The following is a 21,747-nucleotide window of genomic DNA, read 5'->3' as shown; positions in this document are numbered from 1 at the left end:
GGCGACATCCGCCCCGCTTAACATGGGAGGCATGCAGAGTGTCGCGGCGGCCCTCGACCGGCTGGGCGAGCTGGCGGCTTCGCCGACGGTTTCGAAGCTCGCCACGGCGTTCGAGCGAGCGGGGCACGAGCTCGCCCTCGTCGGCGGTCCGGTCCGCGACGCGTTCCTCGGCCGGTCCGTGAACGACCTCGACTTCACGACGGATGCCACGCCAGACGAGATCCTCGCGATCGTGAAGCCCATCGCCGAGGCGCACTGGGACATCGGCCGGGCGTTCGGCACCATCGGTGCCAAGGTCGCGGGCGAGACGGTCGAGATCACGACCTACCGCGCCGATTCGTACGACGGCGACTCGCGCAAGCCCGAGGTGGTCTTCGGCTCGAGCCTCGACGGCGACCTCGGCCGGCGCGACTTCACGGTCAATGCGCTGGCGCTGCGCCTGCCGAAGCTCGAGCTCGTCGATCCGACCGGCGGCGTCGAGGACCTGCTCGCGAAGACGCTCCGCACGCCGGCGGCCCCCGAGCGCTCGTTCGGCGACGACCCCCTGCGCATGCTGCGGGCCGCCCGCTTCTCGGCCCAGCTCGGCTTCGAGGTCGAAGCGGGAACGCTCGCGGCGATGTCGGCGCTCGCCCCCGAGATCGACCGCATCTCGGCCGAACGCGTGCGCGACGAGCTCTCGAAGCTGCTGCTGACCTCGTCGCCCCGCGGCGGCATCCGTCTGCTGGTCGAGTCGGGCCTCGCCGAGCGGGTGCTGCCCGAGGTGCCGGCCCTGCGGCTCGAGGTCGACGAGCACCATCACCACAAGGACGTCTACGAGCACTCGCTCACCGTGCTCGACCAGGCCATCGACTACGAGCTCTCGCGCGGCAACCTCGACTCCCCCGACCTCGTGGTGCGCCTCACGGCGCTGCTGCACGACATCGGCAAGCCCGGCACGCGCCGCCTCGAGTCGGGCGGGGTGGTGTCGTTCCACCACCACGACGTCGTCGGCGCGAAGCTCGCGCGCAAGCGCCTGCGCGCCCTGCGCTTCGACAACGACACGATCGCGGCGGTCTCGCGCCTCATCGAGCTGCACCTGCGCTTCTTCGGCTACGCGGATGCCGCGTGGACCGACTCCGCGGTTCGACGCTACGTGCGCGACGCCGGCGACCAGCTCGAGCGACTGCACATCCTGACCAGGGCCGACGTGACGACCCGCAATCGGCGCAAGGCCGATCGCCTCGGATTCGCGTACGACGACCTCGAGGAGCGCATCGCCGTGCTCGCCGAAGAAGAGGAGCTGGCGGCCGTGCGCCCCGAGCTCGACGGCGCCGACATCATGCGCCTCCTCTCCATTCCGCCGGGGCCGATCGTGGGCGAGGCCTACCGCCACCTGCTCGAGGTGCGCCTCGACGAGGGCCCCATCGGTGCGGATGCCGCGGAGCAGCGCCTGCGCGCCTGGTGGGCCGCCCGCGAGGCCTGAGCCCGCTGAGCGGTTCCGCGCGGAATGGCGCCGGAACGCGGCATCCGCTATGCTGTCAAGGTTGCCCGTGCGCCTCGAATGTGAGGCCTCCTCGGGTGGCGTATGCACAACCCTCCTGCTGCAGAGATCCTGTAGCCGTTTGAGTCCGAAGGAGGTGGGTTAGTCATGCACCAGTACGAGCTGATGGTTATCCTCGATCCCGAGATCGATGAGCGCACCGTTGCTCCCAGCCTTGACAAGTTCCTCAACGTCATCCGAAACGATGGCGGCAGTGTCGACAAGGTCGACATCTGGGGACGTCGTCGCCTGGCCTACGAGATCAACAAGAAGAACGAGGGCATCTACGCCGTCGTCGACTTCACCGCCGAGTCCAAGACCACCGACGAGCTCGACCGCCAGCTGAACCTCAGCGAGGCCGTCATGCGCACGAAGGTGCTCCGCGCCGAAGAGGCGATCGCACAGGTCGCCGCTCACGCGAAGGCTCAGGAAGAGAAGGCCGCCAAGAAGGCTGCCGCTTCGGCCAAGAAGGACGCCTAGTCCCCATGGCAGGCGAGACCATCATCACTGTGGTGGGCAACCTCACGGCAGATCCCGAACTGCGTTACACGCAGGGCGGACTGGCGGTTGCCAACTTCACCATCGCTTCCACTCCCCGGACGTTCGATCGTCAGGCCAACGAGTGGAAGGACGGCGAAGCGCTGTTCCTGCGTGCGAGCTGCTGGCGTGAATTCGCCGAGCACGTCGCGGGATCGCTCACCAAGGGTTCCCGGGTCATCGCTACCGGACGTCTCAAGCAGCGTTCCTACGAGACGAAGGAAGGCGAGAAGCGCACCTCCATCGAGCTGGAGATCGACGAGATCGGTCCCTCGCTCCGGTACGCGACGGCTTCCATCACGCGTGCACCCTCCAACCGCGGTGCGGTCGGCGGCGGTGGCGGCGGCTCCTACGGGGGCGGCGGCAACCAGTCCGACGACGCATGGGCACCCAGTGCCCCCGCAGCCCAGTCGGGCGGCGGCGGCGGCGACGTGTGGAACACGCCCGGAACGAACTACGGCGACGAGACGCCCTTCTAGGCCTCACGGCCGGTGAATCAGATGCGGCCCGCCGCTGCATCCGATTCGCACACCATCTTCAATAGACAGGAAATCCAATGGCTGGAAAGAGCAGCGGCGATCGCCGCAAGCCGAGCCGCGGGAAGGGCGCGAAGAACGCCGCCCCGGCGAAGTCGATCAAGGTCGGCATCATCGATTACAAGGACGTTGCGACCCTTCGCAAGTTCATCTCCGAGCGTGGAAAGATCCGCGCCCGCCGCATCACCGGTGTCTCCGTGCAGGAGCAGCGCCTCATCGCCCGTGCCGTGAAGAACGCACGTGAGATGGCGCTTCTGCCCTACTCGGGCTCGGGCCGCTAAGGAGCACGACAATGGCAAAGGTTATTCTCACGCACGAGGTCACCGGCCTCGGTGCCGCCGGCGACGTGGTCGAGGTCAAGAACGGCTACGCACGTAACTACCTCGTCCCCCAGGGCTTCGCGACTCCGTGGACCCGCGGTGGCGAGAAGCAGGTCGACCAGATCAAGGCCGCTCGCGCGGCTCGCGCCCTGCACTCGCTCGAAGACGCGCAGGCCCTCAAGGCCTCGCTCGAGTCGGGCAAGGTCAAGCTGGCCGTCAAGGCCGGCGTCGGCGGACGCCTCTTCGGCTCCGTCAAGACCTCCGACGTCGCGGCTGCGGTCGAGGCCGCCGGTCTCGGCTCGGTCGACAAGCGCAAGGTCACGATCCCCTCGCCGATCAAGTCGGTCGGCGACCACGAGGCCATCGTGCGTCTGCACGACGAGCTCTCGGCCACGATCACCCTCCAGGTGGTTGCCGCGAAGTAATTCGCGCAGGCATGACGAACGGCGGTTCGGGCTTCGGCCCGGGCCGCCGTTTAGCATGTCGCAGTGGGTCACCGCCCAAGCGCATCCGAGGTCGCTGACGGGGCCGTGGAGGGCTGTAGAAGGGCATGCCCTGCGCGTCGCCCGCTAGCATCGAAACGGGCGCGAAAGCAAGGATTCATCAGTGTTGGCTGAGACTGTTGTACACAGGTGGGGTATCGCACACCGTGGAGTTCTCAAGAACTTTTTCCACACAGGTGTGGAAACTGCAAAAGCCTGATCAGATCAGAATTCAACCCATGTAATTCACGGGATTTCCACAGATATCCACAGGCTGATTGCACATGTTCCACGGCGTTTCGCCCAGATTCTCCCCAGAGTTATCCACAGGCTGGGTTGTGCTGTGGAGATCGCTTCCATATCGTGAAGCAGCGCCCATCGATCAACCCGTTCTCAGCGTGCCGAAGCCCCCATGTCAGTGGTTCGGCCGAGACTCGGTCATGGGCGCACACGCACGCGGCCCGAGGGCTGGAACCGGAGGTCATGGAGTTGTCGATCGCGCACATCGGGCTCGCCGAACCGGCCGACGACGGTGGCGCCCGCCGCGGCGAACGCGTGCCGCCGCACGACCTCCTCGCAGAGCAGAGCGCCCTCGGCGGCATGATGCTCTCGAAGGACGCCGTCGCCGACGTCATCGAGACCGTGCGAGGCGTCGACTTCTACGTGCCGAAGCACGAGGTCGTCTTCAACGCGATCCTCACCCTCTACTCGCACGGCGAGCCGACCGACGTCATCGCCGTCACCGACGAACTCACGAAGACCGGCGACCTCCAGCGCGCCGGCGGCATCGAGTACCTGCACACGCTCACGAGCATCGTGCCGACGGCCGCGAACGCCGGCTTCTACTCGTCGATCGTCGCCGAGCGCGCGCTGCTCCGCCGCCTCGTCGAGGCCGGCACCCGCATCGTGCAGATGGGCTACGCCGGAGAGGGCGAGGTCGTCGACCTCGTCAACAACGCCCAGGCCGAGATCTACTCCGTCACCGGCTCGGTCGAGACCGAAGACTACGTGCCGCTCTCCGAGGCCGTCACGGTGGCCATCGACGAGATCGAGGCGGCCAAGCACACCGACGGCAAGTTCACGGGCGTGCCCACCGGGTTCGCCGACCTCGACGACCTCACCAACGGGTTCCACCCCGGCCAGATGATCATCGTCGCCGCCCGTCCCGCCATGGGAAAGTCGACCCTCGCGCTCGACTTCGCCCGCTCCGCGGCCATCACCAACGGTCTGCCCGCCGTGTTCTTCAGCCTCGAGATGGGCAAGAGCGAGATCGCGATGCGCCTGCTCTCGGCCGAGGCATCCGTTCCCCTCCAGAACATGCGAAAGGGCACCGTCGACACGCGCGACTGGACCACCATCGCGTCGACCCGCGGCCGCATCAACGACTCGCCGCTCTACATCGACGACTCCCCGAACATGACGCTGGTCGAGATCCGCGCCAAGTGCCGACGCCTCAAGCAGCGCGTCGGACTCAAGATGGTGGTCATCGACTACCTGCAGCTCATGACGAGCGGCAAGCGCGTCGAGAGCCGCCAGCAGGAGGTCTCGGAGTTCTCGCGTGCGTTGAAGCTGCTCGCGAAGGAGCTCCAGGTGCCGGTCATCGCCCTCTCGCAGCTGAACCGTGGCCCCGAGCAGCGCGCCGACAAGATGCCCGCCCTCAGCGACCTGCGCGAGTCGGGCTCGATCGAGCAGGACGCCGACATGGTGATCCTGCTGCACCGCGAGTCCGCATACGAGCGCGACAGCCCCCGCGCCGGCGAGGCCGACCTGATCGTCGCCAAGCACCGTAACGGTCCCACCCGCACCATCACGGTCGCGTTCCACGGCCACTTCTCGCGCTTCGCCGACATGGTGCAGGGCTAGCGGCCCTCGGAGGGAGCGCCCGCGCGGCCGCCGCAGGGGGGTGTGTCACGGCGCGCGTGTGCAACGCCGGGCGCAGCATCGGGTGCGGCACCCGGTGCGCGTATCGAATCGATTCGATACACTGGTCGCCGCGGTGCCCGAGCGGACCGCCGAATCCTGACCGCACACGTCCGCGAAAGCCTCACCGATGTCCACCGCCCTGACCACCGGACGCCCCTGGCGCGTCATCCTGCTCTTCTCGATCCCGTTGCTCATCGGCAACGTGGTGCAGCAGCTCTACCAGTTCGCCGACGCGATCGTGGTCGGCCGTCACCTCGGGGTCGACTCACTCGCCGCGGTCGGCGCGACGGGCAGCCTGCTGTTCCTGCTGCTCGGGTTCGCGTGGGGTGTCACGAGCGGGTTCGCGATCCCGACCGCGCAGGCGTTCGGGGCGACCGACCATGCAGCCGTTCGGCGCTCGGTGGCGACGGGAACGCTGCTCACCGGCATCCTGAGCCTGGTGCTCACCGTCGTCGCCCCGCTCATCGCCGAGCCGGCACTCGTGCTCATGCAGACCCCGCCCGAGCTGCTCGCCGAGGCGACCGTCTACACCCAGGTCAGCTTCCTCGGGGCCTCGACGATGATGGCCTTCAACTACCTCTCGGCGATCATCCGCTCGATCGGCGACTCGCGCACGCCGCTCGTCTTCCTGAGCATCGCGTGCGCGCTGAACGTCGGGCTCGTGGTGCTCATGGTCGGTCCGCTCGACTGGGGGGTCGGCGGCGCGGCGCTCGCGACGGTCGTCGCGCAGGCGGTCTCGGTGCTGATGTGTCTCGAGTACGTGCGTCGACGGGTGCCGGTGCTGCACCTGCGCCGCGACGACTGGCGCATCTCATGGGCGGATGTCGCGGCCCACCTTCGACTCGGCCTGCCGATGGGCTTCCAGGCGTCGATCATCGCGATCGGCACGCTCGCGGTGCAGGTCGCACTCAACGCCCTCGGTGCGAACGCCGTCGCCGCGTACACGACCGCCTCCCGCGTCGACGGGCTCGCGGTCGCGCTGCTGCAGTCGCTGGGCCTCGCGGTGTCGATGTACGCCGCGCAGAACTCAGGCGGCGGCCGCCCCGACCGCATCAGGCGCGGCGTCGTCGAGGCGACGTGGATGTCGGTGATCCTCGCGGTGGTGCTCGGCGTGACCCTCGTGGTCTTCGGCACGGCGCTCGTGCGCCTCTTCGTCGGCGACGGGTCGGACGACGTCGTCGAGCTGGCGACGCTCATGCTCGTCATCAACGGCCTGAGCTACACGCTGCTCGGTGTGCTGTTCGTGCTGCGCGGCGCCCTGCAGGGGCTCGGCCACACGCTGATCCCGACGGTGACCGGCGTCGTCGAGCTCGTGATGCGCGTCGCGGCCGCGGTCGTGCTGGCGGGCGTCGTCGGGTTCGTCGGCGTCGTCTGGAGCAACCCGCTCGCCTGGCTCGGTGCGGTCGTGCTGCTCGTTCCCGCCTATGTGCGCGAGCACCGGCGCCTCGGGCGCATGCCCGTGCAGCCCGCCGTGCCGACCGAGACGACGGCGATCGCGATCATCGGGCCGACCGACGGGTCGATGGTCGTCGACGCGGTCGTCACCCAGTGGGTGCCGGTCATCACGGTTCCGGATGCCGCGGCGCGGCCGAATCGCGCACGCTCGCGCACTCGCTGAGGGCGCCCCGCGGCATCCGCTCAGACCTCGACCTCGAACCCCAGGTCGACGTCGCCGGCGGCCTCTCCGCTCGAGAGCCCCCAGCTCTGTCGCGGGATGTCGTGGATGATCGTCGAGACATGGCCCCGCGGGATGCCGACGTGCTCGAGCCGCTCGACGATCTCGGCGTACAGGGCTCGCTTGGCCGCGTCGGACCGGCCGGCGAAGCAGTCGATCGTGACGATGGTGCGGAACTCGGGCTGCGGCGTCTCGGGCGAGATCGCGAACCGATGCGGCTCGTGCACGACGAGCCGAATGTTCCGGTCTTCGGGCGGAACGCGGAACGCCGCGACGAGGGCGCCGTGCACCGCGTCGATGATCGCGACCTCTTCGGCCTCGGAGTACGGTCGGCGCACCTCGATGAGCGCAGCGGGCATGTCGGCGTCTCCCTCTTCTGACGAACAACCTCGCGCGCCAGACTAGGACACCGCCGACATGCCCGCGGAGCCTATGCGGTGCTCGGCTGCTCGGCGTCGAGCCGCTGGGTGGCGAGCCACTCGAGTGTCGCGTCGGCGACATCCCGCCATCCGCTGTCGATCGTCAGGGAGTGACCGCGCCCCTCGAACTCGCGGTACTCGGTGAGCGACGAGGGGTTGTCGGCGTAGAGGCCGAGCACCTCCTTCGTCACGGCCTTCGGCACGGTGTGGTCCTCGGTGCCCGACACGAGCAGCAACGGTCCGCGAACCGCGGTGTGGGTGTCGACGGTCGCCGGCGAGTTGCGCGTGAAGTTCGCCGTGGCGTCCTCGAAGAGCGGGCGGCCCGGGCCGGGAATGGTCCACGCGGCGTGGAGCGCGTCGGACTCCTCCTCGGAGATCGCGTTGCCGAAGCTGTAGCGGAACTGCTTCGCGCTCAACGAGACCGTCCGCTTCTTGTTGGCGGGATTGCCCAGCACGGGGAAGCCCGAGCGCAGCTGGGAGAACGGCAGGGTCTTCACGCCCTTGATGGGCGCCGGGTCGATCGCGACGCCGGCGATGGCGAGGTCGTTCGCGAGCAGCTCCTGCGCGATGAGCCCGCCGAACGAGTGGCCGATGACGATCGGCTTGGCGCCCAGCGTGTCGATGAAGTCGGCGTAGTGGTGGCAGATCTGCTCGATGCCGACGTCGTCGAGGTGCTCCGCGTTCGCACGCGTCGCCTCGACCGTGTCGGCGTCTCCGGGCCAGCCTGGGGCACTGGGCTCGTAGCCGTTGGCGGCGAACAGCTCCTGCCAGGGCGCCCACGCCGAGGCGTGGATCCAGAGGCCGTGGATGAAGACCACCGGGGTCTTGGACATGGTGAAACTCCTTCGTGTTCGGTGAGGCGTTGGTGGTTCGGTGGTGGCGGGTGGTGGATGGGAGCGGCGGCTAGAGCTCCTTCGTGAGCCCGCCGTCGATGAGGAAGTCGGCACCGGTGACATTGCCCGCGCGCCGGCTGGCGAGGAGCAGCACGAGGTCGGCGACCTCCTCGGGTTCGGTGAAGCGCCCGGTCGAGAACCCGCCGCCCGCTTCGATGATGCGTTCGCGGGCCTCGTCGAACGACACGCCCATGCTTGCGGCGATCGTCGCCGCGACGCCGGTCTCGCCGAGCCAGAGCGGAGTCGACACCGGTCCTGGGCTGATCGTGTTGAAGCGCAGCCCGCGCGGGCCGTACTCCTTCGACAGCGACTTCGACAGGTTCCAGACCGCGGCCTTCACCGCCGCGTAGTCGATGACGCCCGGGTCGGGAAGGTAGGCGTTGACCGACGCGATCGTGACGACGTTGCCGGCGCCCCGTTCGAGGAGCAGCGGGATGGCCGCGCGCGTCGTGCGCACGCCGGCCATGAGCGTGAGGTTGAACGTGGCGAGCCAGTCCTCGTCGGTCACGGCGAGGAATCCCTCGGTGCGCGGCGTCACGGCTCCGACGTTGTTGACGAGGATGTCGAGGCCGCCGAAGTGCGATGCGCGCGACACGAGTTCGGCAGGCCCGCTCGTCGTCGAGAGATCGACGGACACGGCCATGACGTGCCCGGTGTCGGAGAGGGCCACGAGTTCGTCGGTGATGGTTCGGGCGCCGGCGATCACGCGCGCTCCCTCGGCGACGAGCGCCCGCGTGACCGCGAGGCCGATGCCCTTGCTCGCGCCGGTGACCACGGCGACCTTGTCGACCAGATCCAGATCCATGGGCGCGACGCTAGTCCTGCCGGTGCTGCCCCGCCTGTCCCTGCGACTACCCCCGAGCGGCCTGCGGCTGCACACCTTGGGCGGCCAGTGCCGCTAGTGCCGCCAGCGCCTCGGCCGACGGTGAGCCCGGCTCGGCTTGGTACAGGTAGACGGTGTGCCCGTCGGTGCCGGCCAGGGGCAGGCGCATGAAGTGCAGGGTCAGCGCACCGACATCCGGATGCTGCAGCGAATGCACGCCGTCGGTGACCTGCACGACGTCGTTGCGCGCCCACAGCTCGCGGAAGCGGGCGCTGCTCGACGTGAGCTCGTCGACGAGGGAGCCGAGCCGGGCGTCGCCGGGACGCACGCCGAACATCGACCGGAAGAGCGCGACCGATCTGGCGGTCAGCCCGTCCCATCCCTCGTGCAGCGCCCGATCGGCGGGATCGGTCAGCAGCGACCTGAGGTTGTTGACGCCGACCCGGTAGTTCGGGCTCAGTGCCCGAGCCAGCGCATTGCTCGCGAGCACGTCGATGTAGCGGTTGTGAATGACCGCCGCGGTGCACGGCCACGAGTCGATGAGCCACTGCACGTGCGGTTGCACCAGGTCGCCGCCATGCACCGGCACCGCGGAAGGTCGCTGTGCGAGTTCGTGCAGGTAGGCGCGCGCGGCCGCGTCGAGGCGCAGCGCGCGGGCCAGCGCGTCGAGCACCTGCGCCGACGGGTTCGATTCGCGCCCCTGCTCGAGCCGCAGGTAGTACTCGGTGCTGATGCCGGCGAGCACGGCCACCTCTTCACGGCGCAGGCCGTCGACGCGTCGCTGCTCCGCGCCGACCGGGATGCCGACGTCCTCCGGTCGCACCCGCACCCGTCGCGCCCGCAGGTAACCTCCGAGCGGGGTGTCACTGCTCATGCGGGCGCCCCGCTTCCGGCTCGTCGATCGGCATGCGGACAGTATCGTCCTGTGCGGCGGGGCTGTGGGCGTTGCGGCGCAACATGACGGGTACCCGCAGTGCCTCCCGGTCGTGGGTGGCCGGGCGTAGCGTCGAAGCATGACGATTCCCACGCTCACGCTGAACAACGGCGTCGAACTGCCCACCCTCGGCTTCGGCGTGTACCAGGCCGCACCCGACCAGACCGCCGCGGCCGTTCGCGAAGCGCTGCGCGTCGGGTACCGGCACATCGACACGGCGGCGGCGTACCTGAACGAGCGCGAGGTCGGGCAGGCGATCGCCGAAGCCGCCGTGCCGCGCGACGAGCTGTTCCTCGAGACCAAGGTGTGGATCAGCGACTACGGCTACGACGAGACCCTGCACGCGTTCGACAAGTCGGCCGCGAAGCTCGGCGTCGACCAGCTCGACCTGCTGATCCTGCACCAGCCGTTGCCGACCGCGTTCGAGCGCACCCTCGAGGCCTACCGGGGGCTCGAGGCGCTCTACGCCGATGGGCGGGTGCGCGCGATCGGCGTCAGCAACTTCATGCCCGAGCACCTGCGCCGGTTGCTCGACGTCGCCGGCGTGGTGCCGACGGTGAACCAGCTCGAGATCCACCCGTTCTTCCAGCAGCGCGAGGTGCTCGCGCTCGACGACGAGCACGGCATCGTGAATCAGGCGTGGTCGCCCATCGGCGGCATCACCTTCTACCGCGAGGGGCAGGGCGGCAGCACGCTCGACGACCCGACGATCGCCCAGATCGCGGCGGCGCACGGCAAGTCGTCTGCGCAGGTGATGCTGCGCTGGCACGTGCAGCACGGGCGCTCGGCGATCCCGAAGTCGGTCACGCCGCACCGCATCGCCGAGAACTTCGACGTGTTCGACTTCGAGCTCGGTGCCGATGAGGTGGCACGCATCGACGCGCTCGACGCCGGCGTGCGCCGGGGCCCCGAGCCGGTGGCCATCACGCTCGAGCGGTTCGGCATGCCGATCCCCGAGGCCTGAGTCCTCGAGCTGATCGAGACGAGCGGATGCCGCGGCATCCGCTTGTCGTCGTGGCGCGCGCGACCTACACTGACTGAGCGATATCGGAATAGCGTGTTCGTTTATAGAACGAAGCATTGCGACAGCCGACCCACGACGAAGTGAGGAAGATCCGTGCAGTTCCACCACTACGGCTATGTCTCGGGTGACCCGAGGGTCGAGCCCGCGGCCGGTGTCGGCCTCGACCGCCCCGGGGAGCTGCCCGACGAGGTCGACGTGCTCATCGTGGGGTCCGGCCCGGCCGGCATGGTCGCGGCGGCGCAACTCGCGCAGTTCCCGGGCGTCACGACCCGCCTCGTGGAGCGGCGCGGCGGAAGGCTCGAGATCGGGCAGGCCGACGGCATCCAGGCGCGCAGCGTCGAGACGTTCCAGGCGTTCGGCTTCGCGGAGCGCATCATCGCCGAGGCGTACCGCATCACCGAGATGGCGTTCTGGAAGCCCGATCCCGAGAACCACGCGAACATCCACCGCGCGGCCGTCACGCCCGACGACCCCACCGGCATCAGCGAGTTCCCGCACCTGATCGTGAACCAGGCCCGCGTGCTCGACTACTTCGCCGAGTACGCCCGCAACTCCCCCGGTCGCATCGTGCCCGACTACGGGTGGGAGTTCGTCGGACTCGCGGTCGCGCAGCCCGGCGCCGGTGGCGATTTGCCCGAGTATCCGGTGACCGTGACGCTCGAGCGGGCCACCGGCGTCGGCCTCGGCGCGGGCGACGCCTCGCACGCCGCAGCACTCGACGGCGAGCACACGGGCGAGCGACGCACCGTGCGCGCCAAGTACGTCGTCGGCGCCGACGGTGCACGCAGCAAGGTGCGCGAGTCGATCGGGGCGCAGCACGTCGGCGCGCAGTCGTTCCATGCCTGGGGCGTCATGGACACGCTCGCCGTCACCGACTTCCCCGACATCCGCACGAAGTGCTCGATCCAGTCGGAGGCGGGCAACATCCTGCTCATCCCGCGCGAGGGCGGGCAGCTGTTCCGCATGTACGTCGACCTCGGCGAGGTCGCCGAAGACGACCACGGAGCGGTGCGCCGCACGACCCTCGACCAGGTCATCGCGAAGGCGAACGACATCCTGCACCCCTACACGCTCGACGTGCGCAACGTGCCGTGGCACTCGGTGTACGAGGTCGGCCACCGCGTCACCGACCGCTTCGACGACGTGCCGCTCCACGAGCAGGGCAGCCGCACGCCACGCGTGTTCATCACGGGAGACGCCTGCCACACGCACAGCGCCAAGGCCGGCCAGGGCATGAACGTCTCGATGCAGGACGGCTGGAACATCGGCTGGAAGCTCGGCCACGTGCTCGATGGGCGGGCCGATGCGAAGCTGCTCGAGACCTACCACGCCGAGCGGCACGTCGTCGCGGCGGAGCTCATCGCCTTCGACCGGGAGTGGTCCAAGCTGATGGCGACGAAGCCCGAGGACCTCGGCGACCCCGCCGAACTCGAGGACTTCTACGTGCGCACGTTCGAGTTCCCGGCCGGGTTCATGACGCAGTACGAGCCCTCGATGATCGTCGGCTCGCAGCAGCACCAGTCGCTCGCGACGGGCTTCCCGGTCGGCAAGCGCTTCAAGTCGGCCCCCGTCGAGCGCGTCTGCGACGGCAATCCCGTGCACCTCGGCCACCACCACCGCGCCGACGGCCGGTGGCGCATCTACGCGTTCGCCGATGCGGCCCCTTCACGAGCGGATGCCTCGGCGCTCGCCTCGTGGGCGCGATGGCTCGCCGAGGCATCCGATTCACCCCTCGCTGCGCACGTGCCGGCCGGCGGGGCCTTCGACGACGTGTTCGACGTGAAGGTCGTCTACCAGCAGCCGCACCTCGAGGTCGAGCTCGGACATGTGCCCCGCGTGTTCCTGCCGGCGACCGGGCCGTTCGGGCTCACCGACTACGAGAAGGTCTACGCCGCAGACCCGGCGCACGACATCTTCGAGGAGCGCGGGCTCTCGAGGGACGGCGTCGTCGTGGTCGTGCGACCCGACCACTACGTCGCGCAGGTGCTGCCCCTGTCGGCCATGGTCGAACTCGCCGACTTCTTCCGTGGAGCGCTGCTGGCCCGCTGAGCGAGGTGGCGAAGGCGCCTCCTCGTCGGAGCGATGCTACTCGGGGTGGGTGTCCCGTTCCGCCTGCTTGCGCGCCCGCTGCCTGAGGGCGGAGCCGACGACGATCGTGCACCCGCCGAACAGGATCCAGATCAGCGCCACGGTCACCGGAAGGGCCGCCTCCGAAGCGGTCAGCCCGCCCGGCAGCGCACCGATGAACATGACCGCCGCGATGACGATCCCCACTGCCGTCAGCGTCAGCCCGATCACGGTGAGGTAGGTCGGCGCCTTCGACGGACGGGCGAGGTCACTCGGCTTCGACATGCTTGAAACAGTAGTCGGCTCGCCTCGGGAGCCGGCCAGCTGCGGTCAGGCGCCGTACGCGCGCCTCACGCTCGCGGCCGCCGCCATGAGCCGTTCGGCGATCTCGGCCTCGGTGCGCGAGAACGACACGTGGATCACGGCGATCGACGCGGCCGGCTGCCCGGGAAGGGCGAGCGGAACGGCGACCGACCGCAACGAGGGCACGACCTCGTCGTGGCTGACGGCGTAACCCCTTCGTCTGGTTACAGCGATCTCGTCGCGCAGGGCGTCGGTCGCGGCATCCGGCCACGCGTGCTCGGGCAGGCTCGAGAGGATCGCCTTGCCCGGCCCGCCGCGGGTGATCGGATGCCGGTGGCCCGGGCGGTACGAGACGACGGCCATGCTCTGCCGCGGGGCCGCGCTCACGAGGGTCGCCGCCTCGTCGGCGTCGACCTGCACGGCGAGCAGGCAGGTCATGCCGAGCTCGTTCGCGACATCGGTCAGCTCGGGCAGGGCGACCTGCTGCAGATCGCGTGCCACACCCGAGGCGAGCGCCGCGAGTCCGGTGCCGAGCGTGACGCGGCCGGCCGAGTCACGCGCGACGAGCCCATGGTCCTCGAGGGTGCGCAGCAGCCGGTAGGCGACCGAGCGGTGCACCCCGAGTTCGGCGGCGAGCTCGTCGATCGTCAGGTTGCGCTCGGCGGCGGCGAGGATCTCGAGCAGGCGGATGCCGCGGCTCAGGGTCTGCGAGCCGGTCTGCGTCGCCGGGGCGCCCGCCGGTGTGCGCGCCGGAGTGTCTGCCATGCGTCCGATACTAGAACGCGGTGCTCGATCATCGGACGCAGGCTCGATCATGGCCCAACGCAACGGGCTCACGCCGCCCCGTAGCACCCGGCATTTCTGCAGGGCGAAAGAATCGTGAATCCTTCATGTTCGTCGTGACGAAACATCGCCACGACGGCCATCGACGGCCCCTACGCTGAACCCCGAGCACGACCACCCGAACGGCCGTCACCGGCATCCGCGGAACGCATCTGAAGGTGCTGCCTGCGGGGCCGGTCTGCGCCTATGGTGGTGCTCGCAGCACCGTCGCCGCACCGCACGTTCGTGCACCCGAGGCGACGGCCGTCCAAGCCGCAGCGCCGCAGGATCGGGCGCGTCGACGTGAAGGAGCACCGCATGTCCCGCATCGGGATCGTGACCGAGCACAGCCCAGAGACGCGTGTCGCGGCGACGCCCGCCACGGTGAAGCAGCTCGTCGCCCTCGGGTACGTGGTGTCCGTCGAGGCGGGGGCGGGAGCGCGGTCGTCGTTCCCCGACGAGGCCTACCTCGAGGCGGGCGCGGAGATCTCGACGCGGGCCGCGTCGCTCGGCGCCGAGGTCGTGCTCATGGTGAACGCGCCGACGGAGGCCGACATCGCCGCCCTCTCCCCCGGCTCCATCGTCATCGGCCTGCTGGCGCCGGCCTTCAGGCCCGAGTTGTTGCAGGCGCTCGCCGATCGCGGCGTCACCGCACTCGCGATGGACGCCGTGCCGCGCATCTCGCGCGCCCAGTCGATGGACGTGCTGAGCTCCATGGCGAACATCGCCGGATACCGGGCCGTCGTCGAGGCGGCGCACGAGTTCGGCCGCTTCTTCACCGGCCAGGTCACGGCCGCCGGCAAGGTGCCCCCGGCCAAGGTGCTCGTCGCCGGCGCGGGCGTCGCCGGACTCGCGGCGATCGGTGCGGCATCCAGCCTCGGAGCCATCGTGCGCGCGACCGACCCGCGGCCCGAGGTCGCCGACCAGGTGAAGTCCATCGGCGGCGAGTACCTGAAGGTCGAGGTCGCCGAGCAGATGCAGTCGACCGACGGCTACGCGAAGGCCACGAGCGAGGACTACGACCGCCGCGCGGCCGAGATCTACTCCGAGCAGGCGGCCGACGTCGACATCATCATCACGACCGCGCTGATCCCGGGTCGCCCGGCCCCCAAGCTCATCACGGCAGCGGATGTCGCGAGCATGCGTTCCGGCAGCGTGATCGTCGACATGGCGGCGGGCCAGGGCGGCAACGTCGCGGGCTCCGTCGCGGGCGAGCGCGTCGTCACGCCGAACGGGGTCGTGATCCTCGGCTACACGGATCTCGCCTCGCGCCTGCCGACGCAGGCGTCGCAGCTCTACGGCACCAACGTCGTCAACCTGCTGAAGCTGCTGACGCCCGGCAAGGACGGCGAGCTCGTGCTCGACCTCGACGACGTCGTGCAGCGCTCGGTGACCGTCGCGCAGCCCGGTGCGGTGACCTGGCCGCCGCCGCCCGTGCAGGTGTCGGCGGCGCCGGCGACATCCGCTGCTCCCGGGTCGGCGGCCGTATCGCCCGCGCAGCCGAAGCCCGCCAAGGCGCCGATGACACCGGTCAAGAAGGTGTTGCTCGTCGCGGTCGGCATCGCCGCGCTCTTCGCGGTCAACGCGATCGCCCCGGCCCCACTCCCCCAGCACTTCACGGTGCTCGTCCTCTCGGTCGTCGTCGGCTTCTACGTGATCGGCAAGGTCGCGCATGCGCTGCACACGCCGCTCATGAGCGTCACGAACGCCATCTCGGGCATCATCGTCGTCGGCGCGATGCTCCAGATCACGAGCGACGTGCCCGTCGTGCAGGTGCTCGCGGCAGTGGCCGTGCTGCTGGCCAGCATCAACATCTTCGGTGGATTCGCCGTGACCCGACGCATGCTCGCGATGTTCTCGCGAGGCCCGGCCGCCGCCGGTCCGGCCGCATCCCGAGCGGATGCATCCCGACCGGGCGGCTCGTCCGCCCGGCCCGGCAACTGACCGCGACGCGCTGAACCCGAGGAGCCCCCAACGTGCCAGAGACCACCGCCCTGCTGACTCCCGCGTCGATCGCCGGAGCCGCCTACATCGTCGCCGCGCTGCTGTTCATCATGAGCCTCGCCGGCCTCAGCAAGCATGAAACCGCCAAGTCCGGTGTCGGCTACGGCATCGCCGGCATGACCATCGCGCTCGTCGCCACCGTCGGCGTCGTCGTCTCCGACGCCTGGGGCGACCCCCAGGCGATGGTCGGCCTCGGTCTGCTCGTCGCGGCGGTCGTCGTCGGCGGGGCGATCGGGCTCTGGCGGGCCCGCGTCGTCGAGATGACCGGCATGCCGGAGCTCATCGCGCTGCTGCACAGCTTCGTCGGCCTCGCGGCCGTGCTCGTCGGCTGGAACGGCGCGCTCGAGGAGACCGGCATGAGCGGGGCGCTGCTCGACATCCACCACGCCGAGGTCTTCATCGGCGTCTTCATCGGCGCCGTCACGTTCACCGGATCCATCGTCGCGTTCCTCAAGCTCTCGGCTCGCATGAAGTCCGCTCCGCTCATGCTGCCGGGCAAGAACGCGCTCAACCTCGGCGCGCTCGTCGCGTTCGTCGCGCTCACCGTCTGGTACGTGGTCACCCCCGAGCTCTGGCTGCTCGTCGTCGTCACCGCCCTCGCGCTGGCGCTCGGCTGGCACCTCGTCGCGTCGATCGGCGGCGGAGACATGCCCGTCGTCATCTCGATGCTGAACAGCTACTCGGGCTGGGCGGCCGCCGCGGCCGGCTTCCTGCTGAACAACGACCTGCTCATCGTGACCGGCGCGCTCGTCGGCTCCTCCGGTGCGTATCTCTCCTACATCATGTGCAAGGCCATGAACCGGTCGTTCATCTCGGTGATCGCCGGCGGGTTCGGCATCGCCGCGCCGACCGCCTCATCGACCGAGGAGCAGGGCGAGATCCACGAGATCACGGCGACGGATGCCGCGGCGCTGCTGCGCGACGCCACCAGCGTGATCATCACCCCCGGCTACGGCATGGCGGTCGCGCAGGCGCAGCACCCCGTCGCCGACCTCACCGCGAAGCTCCGCGAACGCGGCGTCGACGTGCGCTTCGGCATCCACCCGGTCGCCGGCCGACTTCCCGGGCACATGAACGTGCTCCTCGCCGAGGCGAAGGTGCCCTACGACATCGTCGAGGAGATGGACGAGATCAACGACGACTTCGCCGGCACCTCGGTCGTGCTCGTCATCGGCGCGAACGACACGGTGAACCCGGCCGCGGCGGAGGACCCCAGCAGCCCGATCGCCGGCATGCCGGTGCTCCGCGTCTGGGAGGCCTCCGACGTCATCGTGTTCAAGCGGTCGATGGCGGCAGGGTACGCCGGCGTCGCGAACCCGCTCTTCACGCGGGACAACGCCCAGATGCTCTTCGGCGACGCGAAGGACCGCGTGGAGGACATCCTGCGGGCGCTCTGACGGCGGCCCGGCGCCTGCGGGCTCTCAGGTTCGCGCGGCCACGGCACGTAGGATGGATCGGTACTCCCCTCCGAAGCGAAAGAGGTCGCCGTGGCCACCGCCCGCGATGCTGCCCCGGAGCGCGCCCGCTACTGGGTCGCCCCGGTCGTCCGCGGACTCCTGGCCCTCGTGCCGGCCGCCGTCATCACGTTCTCCCCGAACCATTCGGCCGGGTTCGGCCTGGTGACGTTCGGCGCCTGGGCCGTCGTGTCCGGCCTCGTCGTCGGGGCGCTGTCGCTGCGGCTCATCGAGGATCGCGGCATCCGCTCGCTCTTCGCGATCAACGCGGTCGTCACCGTGGTCGCCGGCCTGCTCGCCCTCACCGTGCCGGGCGGCCTGCCGTTCCTGCTCTTCCTCGTGAGCGCCTGGGCGGCTGTCACCGGATTCGTCGAGCTCTACGCCGGTCTCCGCGGTCGCGGACGCACCGCCGCCGCGCGCGACTGGATCGTCTCGGGTGCCTTCACCGCGATCCTCGCGATCGTGTTCCTGCTGCTGCCGCCCGACACGGTCACCGCCGTCGGCCTCATCGGCGCCTACCTCGTGATCCTCGGCGTCTACCTGCTCATCGGCGGATTCTCGTTGAAGTGGGCCGTATCGGCCGACGCCCAGGCATCCGGATCGGAGCAACTCCCGTGAGCAAGCCTTCTGGCGACTACCAGCCGAGCCGTCGCGAGGTGCTCCGCCCGGCCGAGTACGTCGGCGGCGCAGCCATCGCCGCGGTCTTCGTCGGCGTCATCGCGCTCGTCGCCACGCGCGACATCGTGCTCGCGGCCATCGGCACGGGCGGCGTCTTCATCATCGTGCTCGTGGTGCTCGCGCTGCTCGCGATGACCATCAAGCCGGATGCCGCCGAGTCGGCCGAGCTCGACGACGACGCAGCAGAGCGGGCCCGCCGTGAGGGCGACCGTCCTGCGGGCGATGCGCCCGGCGCCCCCGAGGGCCCGAAGGGCCACTGACCGCCGTCCTCGCGGTGGCCTCGCCGGTCGCGCGACGGGCGTGCGCCGGACGTCCGGTCGCACGCCCCGCGGCGTCAGAGCCGGTCGACGAGGTCCGACGCGATGCCCGTGTACGTGCCGGGCGTGAGCGCGAGCAGGCGCTGCTTCGCGTCGTCGCCGATCTCGAGGCCGTCGACGAACTCGACGAGGTCGGCCTGGCCGATGCGCTTGCCGCGCGTGAGCTCCTTGAGGAGCGCGTAGGGGTCGGCGATGTTCGAACGGCCGGCGGCGACCTCGGCGCGGATCACCGTCTGGATCGCCTCGCCGAGCACCTCCCAGTTGCCGTCGAGGTCGGCGGCGAGCACCGCGAGGTCGAGGTCGATCTCGCCGAGGCCGCGCTGGATGTTGTCGAGCGCGAGCATCGAGTGCCCGAAGCCGACGCCGATGTTGCGCTGCGCCGACGAGTCGGTGAGGTCGCGCTGGAGACGCGAGGTCACGAGCGTCGCGGCGAGCGAGTCGAGCACGGCGCTCGAGAGCTCCAGGTTCGCCTCGGCGTTCTCGAAGCGGATCGGGTTGACCTTGTGCGGCATGGTCGACGAGCCCGTCGCGCCGGCGACCGGCGTCTGGCGGAAGATGCCGAGCGAGATGTAGGTCCAGATGTCGGTCGCGAGGTTGTGCAGCACCCGGTTCGCGTGCGAGATGCGGCCGTAGAGCTCGGCCTGCCAGTCGTGCGACTCGATCTGGGTGGTGAGCGGGTTCCAGCCGAGCCCGAGCGACTCGACGAACTCGCGCGACACGTCGGGCCACGAGACATCCGGAGCCGCGACGACATGCGCCGAGAAGGTGCCGGTCGCGCCCGAGAACTTGCCGAGGTACTCGCTCGCCTCGATCTGCTTCGCGATGCGCTCGAGCCGGTAGACGAAGACCGCGAGCTCCTTGCCCATGGTCGACGGGGTCGCGGGCTGGCCGTGCGTGCGCGAGAGCATCGCGTCGTCGCGGTGGGCGCGTGCGAGCTCGGCGATCGTGTCGATGACGGCGCGGTACTTCGGCAGCCAGACCTGCTGCACGGCGTCGCGCACGGTGACCGCGTACGAGAGGTTGTTGATGTCTTCACTGGTGCAGGCGAAGTGCGTGAGCTCGGCGAGGTGATCGAGGCCGAGATCGCTGAGGCGGCGGCGCACGTAGTACTCGACGGCCTTCACGTCGTGACGGGTGGTCGCCTCGAGCGAGGCGAGCTCGTCGATGTCGGGCTGGCCGAAGTCGGTGACGACGCGTCGGAGGGCCGCCTTCTGGTCGGCGGAGAGCGGCGAGGTGCCGAAGAATCCGCGGTCGGTCTGCGCGATGAGCCATTCGACCTCGACGTGCACCCGGGCGCGGTTGAGGCCGGCTTCGGAGAGGTGTTCGCCGAGGGTGCCGACGGCCGAGCGGTACCGTCCGTCGAGCGGGCTGAGCGGCTGGGGAGGCAGCGTGGTCATCGTGTTCCTTGTCTGAGAGCGGGAGCGAGTTGGCGGAAGAGCGCCTTGGTCGCCTGCTCTATCATCCCAAGAACTCGATCGAAGGCCGCCCCGTCGGAGTAGTAGGGGTCGGGCACGTCCTGCAGCGCGGCGAGTTCGGCGTCGAATTCGAGTAGCAGCCGAACCTTCTGCTGGTCGGCCGAGTCGTGCGCCCAGTTGCGCAGGATCCGCGCCTGACCGCGGTCGAACGCGACCACGAGGTCGAGGTTCGGGTAATCGGTCGCGTCGAACTGGCGTGCGCGGTGCTTCGAGCCGTCGTAGCCCGCGCGCTCGAGGGCGGCGACGGTGCGGCGGTCGGCCTGCTCGCCGACGTGCCAGTCGCCGGTCGCCGCGGACTCGATCTGGATGCGCGAGGAGAGCCCTTCGCGTTCGGCGAGCGAGCGCAGCACGGCCTCGGCCATCGGCGACCGGCAGATGTTGCCCGTGCAGACGAATGACACTCGGAACGGCTGCGCGATACCCCCTGCGGCGTCCGCACGCGTCATGCCCTCCATTGTGGCCGCGATGCGCGCCCCGCGCAGCAGAATGTTCGCGCGTACGCTGGCGGAGGTCGAGAGGAGCGATGCCCGTGCCCGATGCGCCCGAACCCGACCTGCACGTCGACGAGGAGCTGGCGCGGCGACTCGTCGCGGCGCAGCATCCCGACCTCGTGGCTCCCGTGCGCCGGGTCGCGAACGGCTGGGACAACGTGATGTTCCGCCTCGGCGACGAACTGGCGGTGCGGATGCCGCGGCGCGAGCTCGCGGTCCAGCTCATGCTGCACGAGCAGCGGTGGCTGCCCGAGCTCGCGGCGGGCCTGCCGGTGCCGCTGCCCGCGCCCGTGCGGGTCGGCCGCCCAGCGCCGGAACTCGGCTACGACGTGCCGTGGAGCATCGTTCCGTGGTTGCCCGGCTCGGCAGCGCTCGCGTTCGACGCCGCGGATCGAGATGCCGCGGCTCCCGAGCTCGCGGAATTCGTCGTCGCCTTCGGGAGGGCCGCGCCCGGCGACGCGCCGGTCAATCCGTTCCGCGGCGTACCGCTCGCCGCGCGCGACGCCTCGGTGCGTACGAGGCTCGCCACCGGGCGCGTCGCCGAGCCCGACGCCGTCTCACTGGTGTGGGAACGTTCGCTCGCGGCATCCGTCTGGGCTCAGCCCCCGGTCTGGCTGCACGGCGACCTGCACCCGGGCAACCTGCTCCTGCACGCCCACGGCGGGCTCGCCGCGGTCGTGGACTTCGGCGACCTCACGTCGGGCGACCCGGCGACCGACCTGGCGACGGCCTGGCTGACGTTCGGGCCGAGCGGGCGCGAGGCGTTCCGCCGTCGGATCGACGAGCTGGTCGGTGCGGCCGCCAGTGCGGCCGACCTCGCCGTCGGTGGTGCGGCCGGCCTCGACGACGCGACGTGGGAGCGCGCCCGCGGGTGGGCGCTCGTGATGGCGACGGCGATGGTCGACGCGACCGATGCGCACAGCCCCCTCGGCCGGCTGGGCGCGCGGGTGATCGAGGAGATCGTCGCCGACGCCGGGTGACGGAGGTCGCCGCGGAGGGCTGACCGGCCGGTCGCCCGTCCTCCACAGGCACAGCTCCGGCCGAGGGTTTC

Annotated in this window: 22 protein-coding genes; 14 read left to right on the top strand and 8 right to left on the bottom strand. The window is 70.1% G+C overall.

Going from position 1 to position 21,747, the window contains the following annotated elements:
- Positions 1-31: 31 nt before the first annotated feature.
- The 7 genes from ASE68_RS00705 (at position 32) to ASE68_RS00675 (ending at position 6,935) form a co-directional block, all read left to right on the top strand.
- Complete coding sequence (locus ASE68_RS00705; protein WP_055860404.1) at positions 32-1,462, top strand: CCA tRNA nucleotidyltransferase; 1,431 nt, start codon at positions 32-34, stop codon at positions 1,460-1,462.
- A 165-nt stretch (positions 1,463-1,627) separates the two neighbouring features.
- Positions 1,628-1,999 (top strand): 30S ribosomal protein S6, encoded by a 372-nt coding sequence (gene rpsF / locus ASE68_RS00700; RefSeq protein ID WP_055854044.1) that lies wholly within the window; start codon positions 1,628-1,630, stop codon positions 1,997-1,999.
- Positions 2,000-2,004: 5 nt separating this feature from the next.
- The gene (locus ASE68_RS00695; protein ID WP_055854041.1) at positions 2,005-2,535 is read left to right on the top strand and encodes a single-stranded DNA-binding protein; all 531 of its coding nucleotides are present in this window, start codon (positions 2,005-2,007) and stop codon (positions 2,533-2,535) included.
- Positions 2,536-2,612: 77 nt separating this feature from the next.
- Positions 2,613-2,873, top strand: coding sequence for a 30S ribosomal protein S18 (gene rpsR, locus ASE68_RS00690; protein WP_022889097.1), 261 nt, complete (start codon positions 2,613-2,615; stop codon positions 2,871-2,873).
- Between the two features lie 11 nt (positions 2,874-2,884).
- Positions 2,885-3,337 carry a 50S ribosomal protein L9 gene (gene rplI / locus ASE68_RS00685; RefSeq protein ID WP_055854038.1) on the top strand — a complete coding sequence of 151 codons (453 nt, stop codon included), beginning with the start codon at positions 2,885-2,887 and terminating at the stop codon, positions 3,335-3,337.
- A 546-nt stretch (positions 3,338-3,883) separates the two neighbouring features.
- Positions 3,884-5,257: a replicative DNA helicase gene (gene dnaB, locus ASE68_RS00680; protein ID WP_055860401.1), complete on the top strand. Its 1,374-nt coding sequence runs from the start codon at positions 3,884-3,886 to the stop codon at positions 5,255-5,257.
- Positions 5,258-5,444: 187 nt separating this feature from the next.
- Complete coding sequence (locus tag ASE68_RS00675; RefSeq protein ID WP_055854036.1) at positions 5,445-6,935, top strand: MATE family efflux transporter; 1,491 nt, start codon at positions 5,445-5,447, stop codon at positions 6,933-6,935.
- A gap of 20 nt (positions 6,936-6,955) precedes the next feature.
- On the opposite strand, the gene ASE68_RS00670 is transcribed toward ASE68_RS00675, so the two are convergent.
- The 4 genes from ASE68_RS00670 to ASE68_RS00655 form a co-directional block, all read right to left on the bottom strand.
- Entirely contained in the window at positions 6,956-7,351 is a 396-nt protein-coding gene (locus tag ASE68_RS00670) for a tautomerase family protein (RefSeq protein ID WP_055854033.1), read from the bottom strand.
- Positions 7,352-7,422: 71 nt separating this feature from the next.
- Positions 7,423-8,244, bottom strand: a complete 822-nt coding sequence (locus ASE68_RS00665) for an alpha/beta hydrolase (protein ID WP_055854031.1) — start codon at positions 8,242-8,244, stop codon at positions 7,423-7,425.
- A 70-nt stretch (positions 8,245-8,314) separates the two neighbouring features.
- The gene (locus ASE68_RS00660) at positions 8,315-9,109 is read right to left on the bottom strand and encodes an oxidoreductase (protein ID WP_055854029.1); all 795 of its coding nucleotides are present in this window, start codon (positions 9,107-9,109) and stop codon (positions 8,315-8,317) included.
- Positions 9,110-9,155: 46 nt separating this feature from the next.
- Positions 9,156-10,001, bottom strand: coding sequence for a helix-turn-helix transcriptional regulator (locus ASE68_RS00655; protein WP_055854027.1), 846 nt, complete (start codon positions 9,999-10,001; stop codon positions 9,156-9,158).
- A gap of 139 nt (positions 10,002-10,140) precedes the next feature.
- On the opposite strand from ASE68_RS00655, the gene ASE68_RS00650 reads away from it, so the two are divergent.
- Complete coding sequence (locus ASE68_RS00650; RefSeq protein WP_055854025.1) at positions 10,141-11,025, top strand: aldo/keto reductase; 885 nt, start codon at positions 10,141-10,143, stop codon at positions 11,023-11,025.
- Positions 11,026-11,178: 153 nt separating this feature from the next.
- Positions 11,179-13,134, top strand: a complete 1,956-nt coding sequence (locus ASE68_RS00645) for an FAD-binding monooxygenase (RefSeq protein ID WP_055854024.1) — start codon at positions 11,179-11,181, stop codon at positions 13,132-13,134.
- A 36-nt stretch (positions 13,135-13,170) separates the two neighbouring features.
- On the opposite strand, the gene ASE68_RS00640 is transcribed toward ASE68_RS00645, so the two are convergent.
- Positions 13,171-13,437: a hypothetical protein gene (locus ASE68_RS00640; protein ID WP_055854022.1), complete on the bottom strand. Its 267-nt coding sequence runs from the start codon at positions 13,435-13,437 to the stop codon at positions 13,171-13,173.
- A 45-nt stretch (positions 13,438-13,482) separates the two neighbouring features.
- Complete coding sequence (locus ASE68_RS00635; protein WP_055854020.1) at positions 13,483-14,220, bottom strand: IclR family transcriptional regulator; 738 nt, start codon at positions 14,218-14,220, stop codon at positions 13,483-13,485.
- Between the two features lie 375 nt (positions 14,221-14,595).
- Here ASE68_RS00635 and ASE68_RS00630 point away from each other — a divergent pair, with 375 nt between their 5' ends.
- The 4 genes from ASE68_RS00630 to ASE68_RS00615 all read left to right on the top strand — a co-directional run bounded on the left by ASE68_RS00630 (position 14,596) and on the right by ASE68_RS00615 (position 18,673).
- Positions 14,596-16,221, top strand: a complete 1,626-nt coding sequence (locus ASE68_RS00630; protein WP_082462290.1) for a Re/Si-specific NAD(P)(+) transhydrogenase subunit alpha — start codon at positions 14,596-14,598, stop codon at positions 16,219-16,221.
- 32 nt (positions 16,222-16,253) lie between these two features.
- A complete protein-coding gene (gene pntB / locus ASE68_RS00625) occupies positions 16,254-17,678 on the top strand; it encodes a Re/Si-specific NAD(P)(+) transhydrogenase subunit beta (protein ID WP_055854017.1) in 1,425 nt (474 codons plus the stop codon).
- 90 nt (positions 17,679-17,768) lie between these two features.
- Entirely contained in the window at positions 17,769-18,353 is a 585-nt protein-coding gene (locus tag ASE68_RS00620) for an HdeD family acid-resistance protein (protein WP_055854015.1), read from the top strand.
- Positions 18,350-18,673 carry a hypothetical protein gene (locus ASE68_RS00615; protein ID WP_055854012.1) on the top strand — a complete coding sequence of 108 codons (324 nt, stop codon included), beginning with the start codon at positions 18,350-18,352 and terminating at the stop codon, positions 18,671-18,673. Before ASE68_RS00620 ends, ASE68_RS00615 begins: the two co-directional genes overlap by 4 nt.
- A gap of 74 nt (positions 18,674-18,747) precedes the next feature.
- Here ASE68_RS00615 and purB read toward each other — a convergent pair whose 3' ends face one another.
- Both purB and ASE68_RS00605 read right to left on the bottom strand, forming a co-directional pair.
- Complete coding sequence (purB, locus tag ASE68_RS00610) at positions 18,748-20,127, bottom strand: adenylosuccinate lyase (RefSeq protein ID WP_055854009.1); 1,380 nt, start codon at positions 20,125-20,127, stop codon at positions 18,748-18,750.
- Positions 20,124-20,651: a low molecular weight protein-tyrosine-phosphatase gene (locus ASE68_RS00605; protein ID WP_055860398.1), complete on the bottom strand. Its 528-nt coding sequence runs from the start codon at positions 20,649-20,651 to the stop codon at positions 20,124-20,126. Before ASE68_RS00605 ends, purB begins: the two co-directional genes overlap by 4 nt.
- A gap of 83 nt (positions 20,652-20,734) precedes the next feature.
- On the opposite strand from ASE68_RS00605, the gene ASE68_RS00600 reads away from it, so the two are divergent.
- Positions 20,735-21,676, top strand: a complete 942-nt coding sequence (locus ASE68_RS00600; protein ID WP_235480727.1) for an aminoglycoside phosphotransferase family protein — start codon at positions 20,735-20,737, stop codon at positions 21,674-21,676.
- The last annotated feature ends 71 nt before the right edge of the window (positions 21,677-21,747 follow it).

Origin of the sequence: Agromyces sp. Leaf222, from assembly GCF_001421565.1 — a bacterium.
Classification (GTDB): Bacteria; Actinomycetota; Actinomycetes; order Actinomycetales; family Microbacteriaceae; genus Agromyces.
This window is presented reverse-complemented; position numbering and strand designations above follow the sequence as displayed.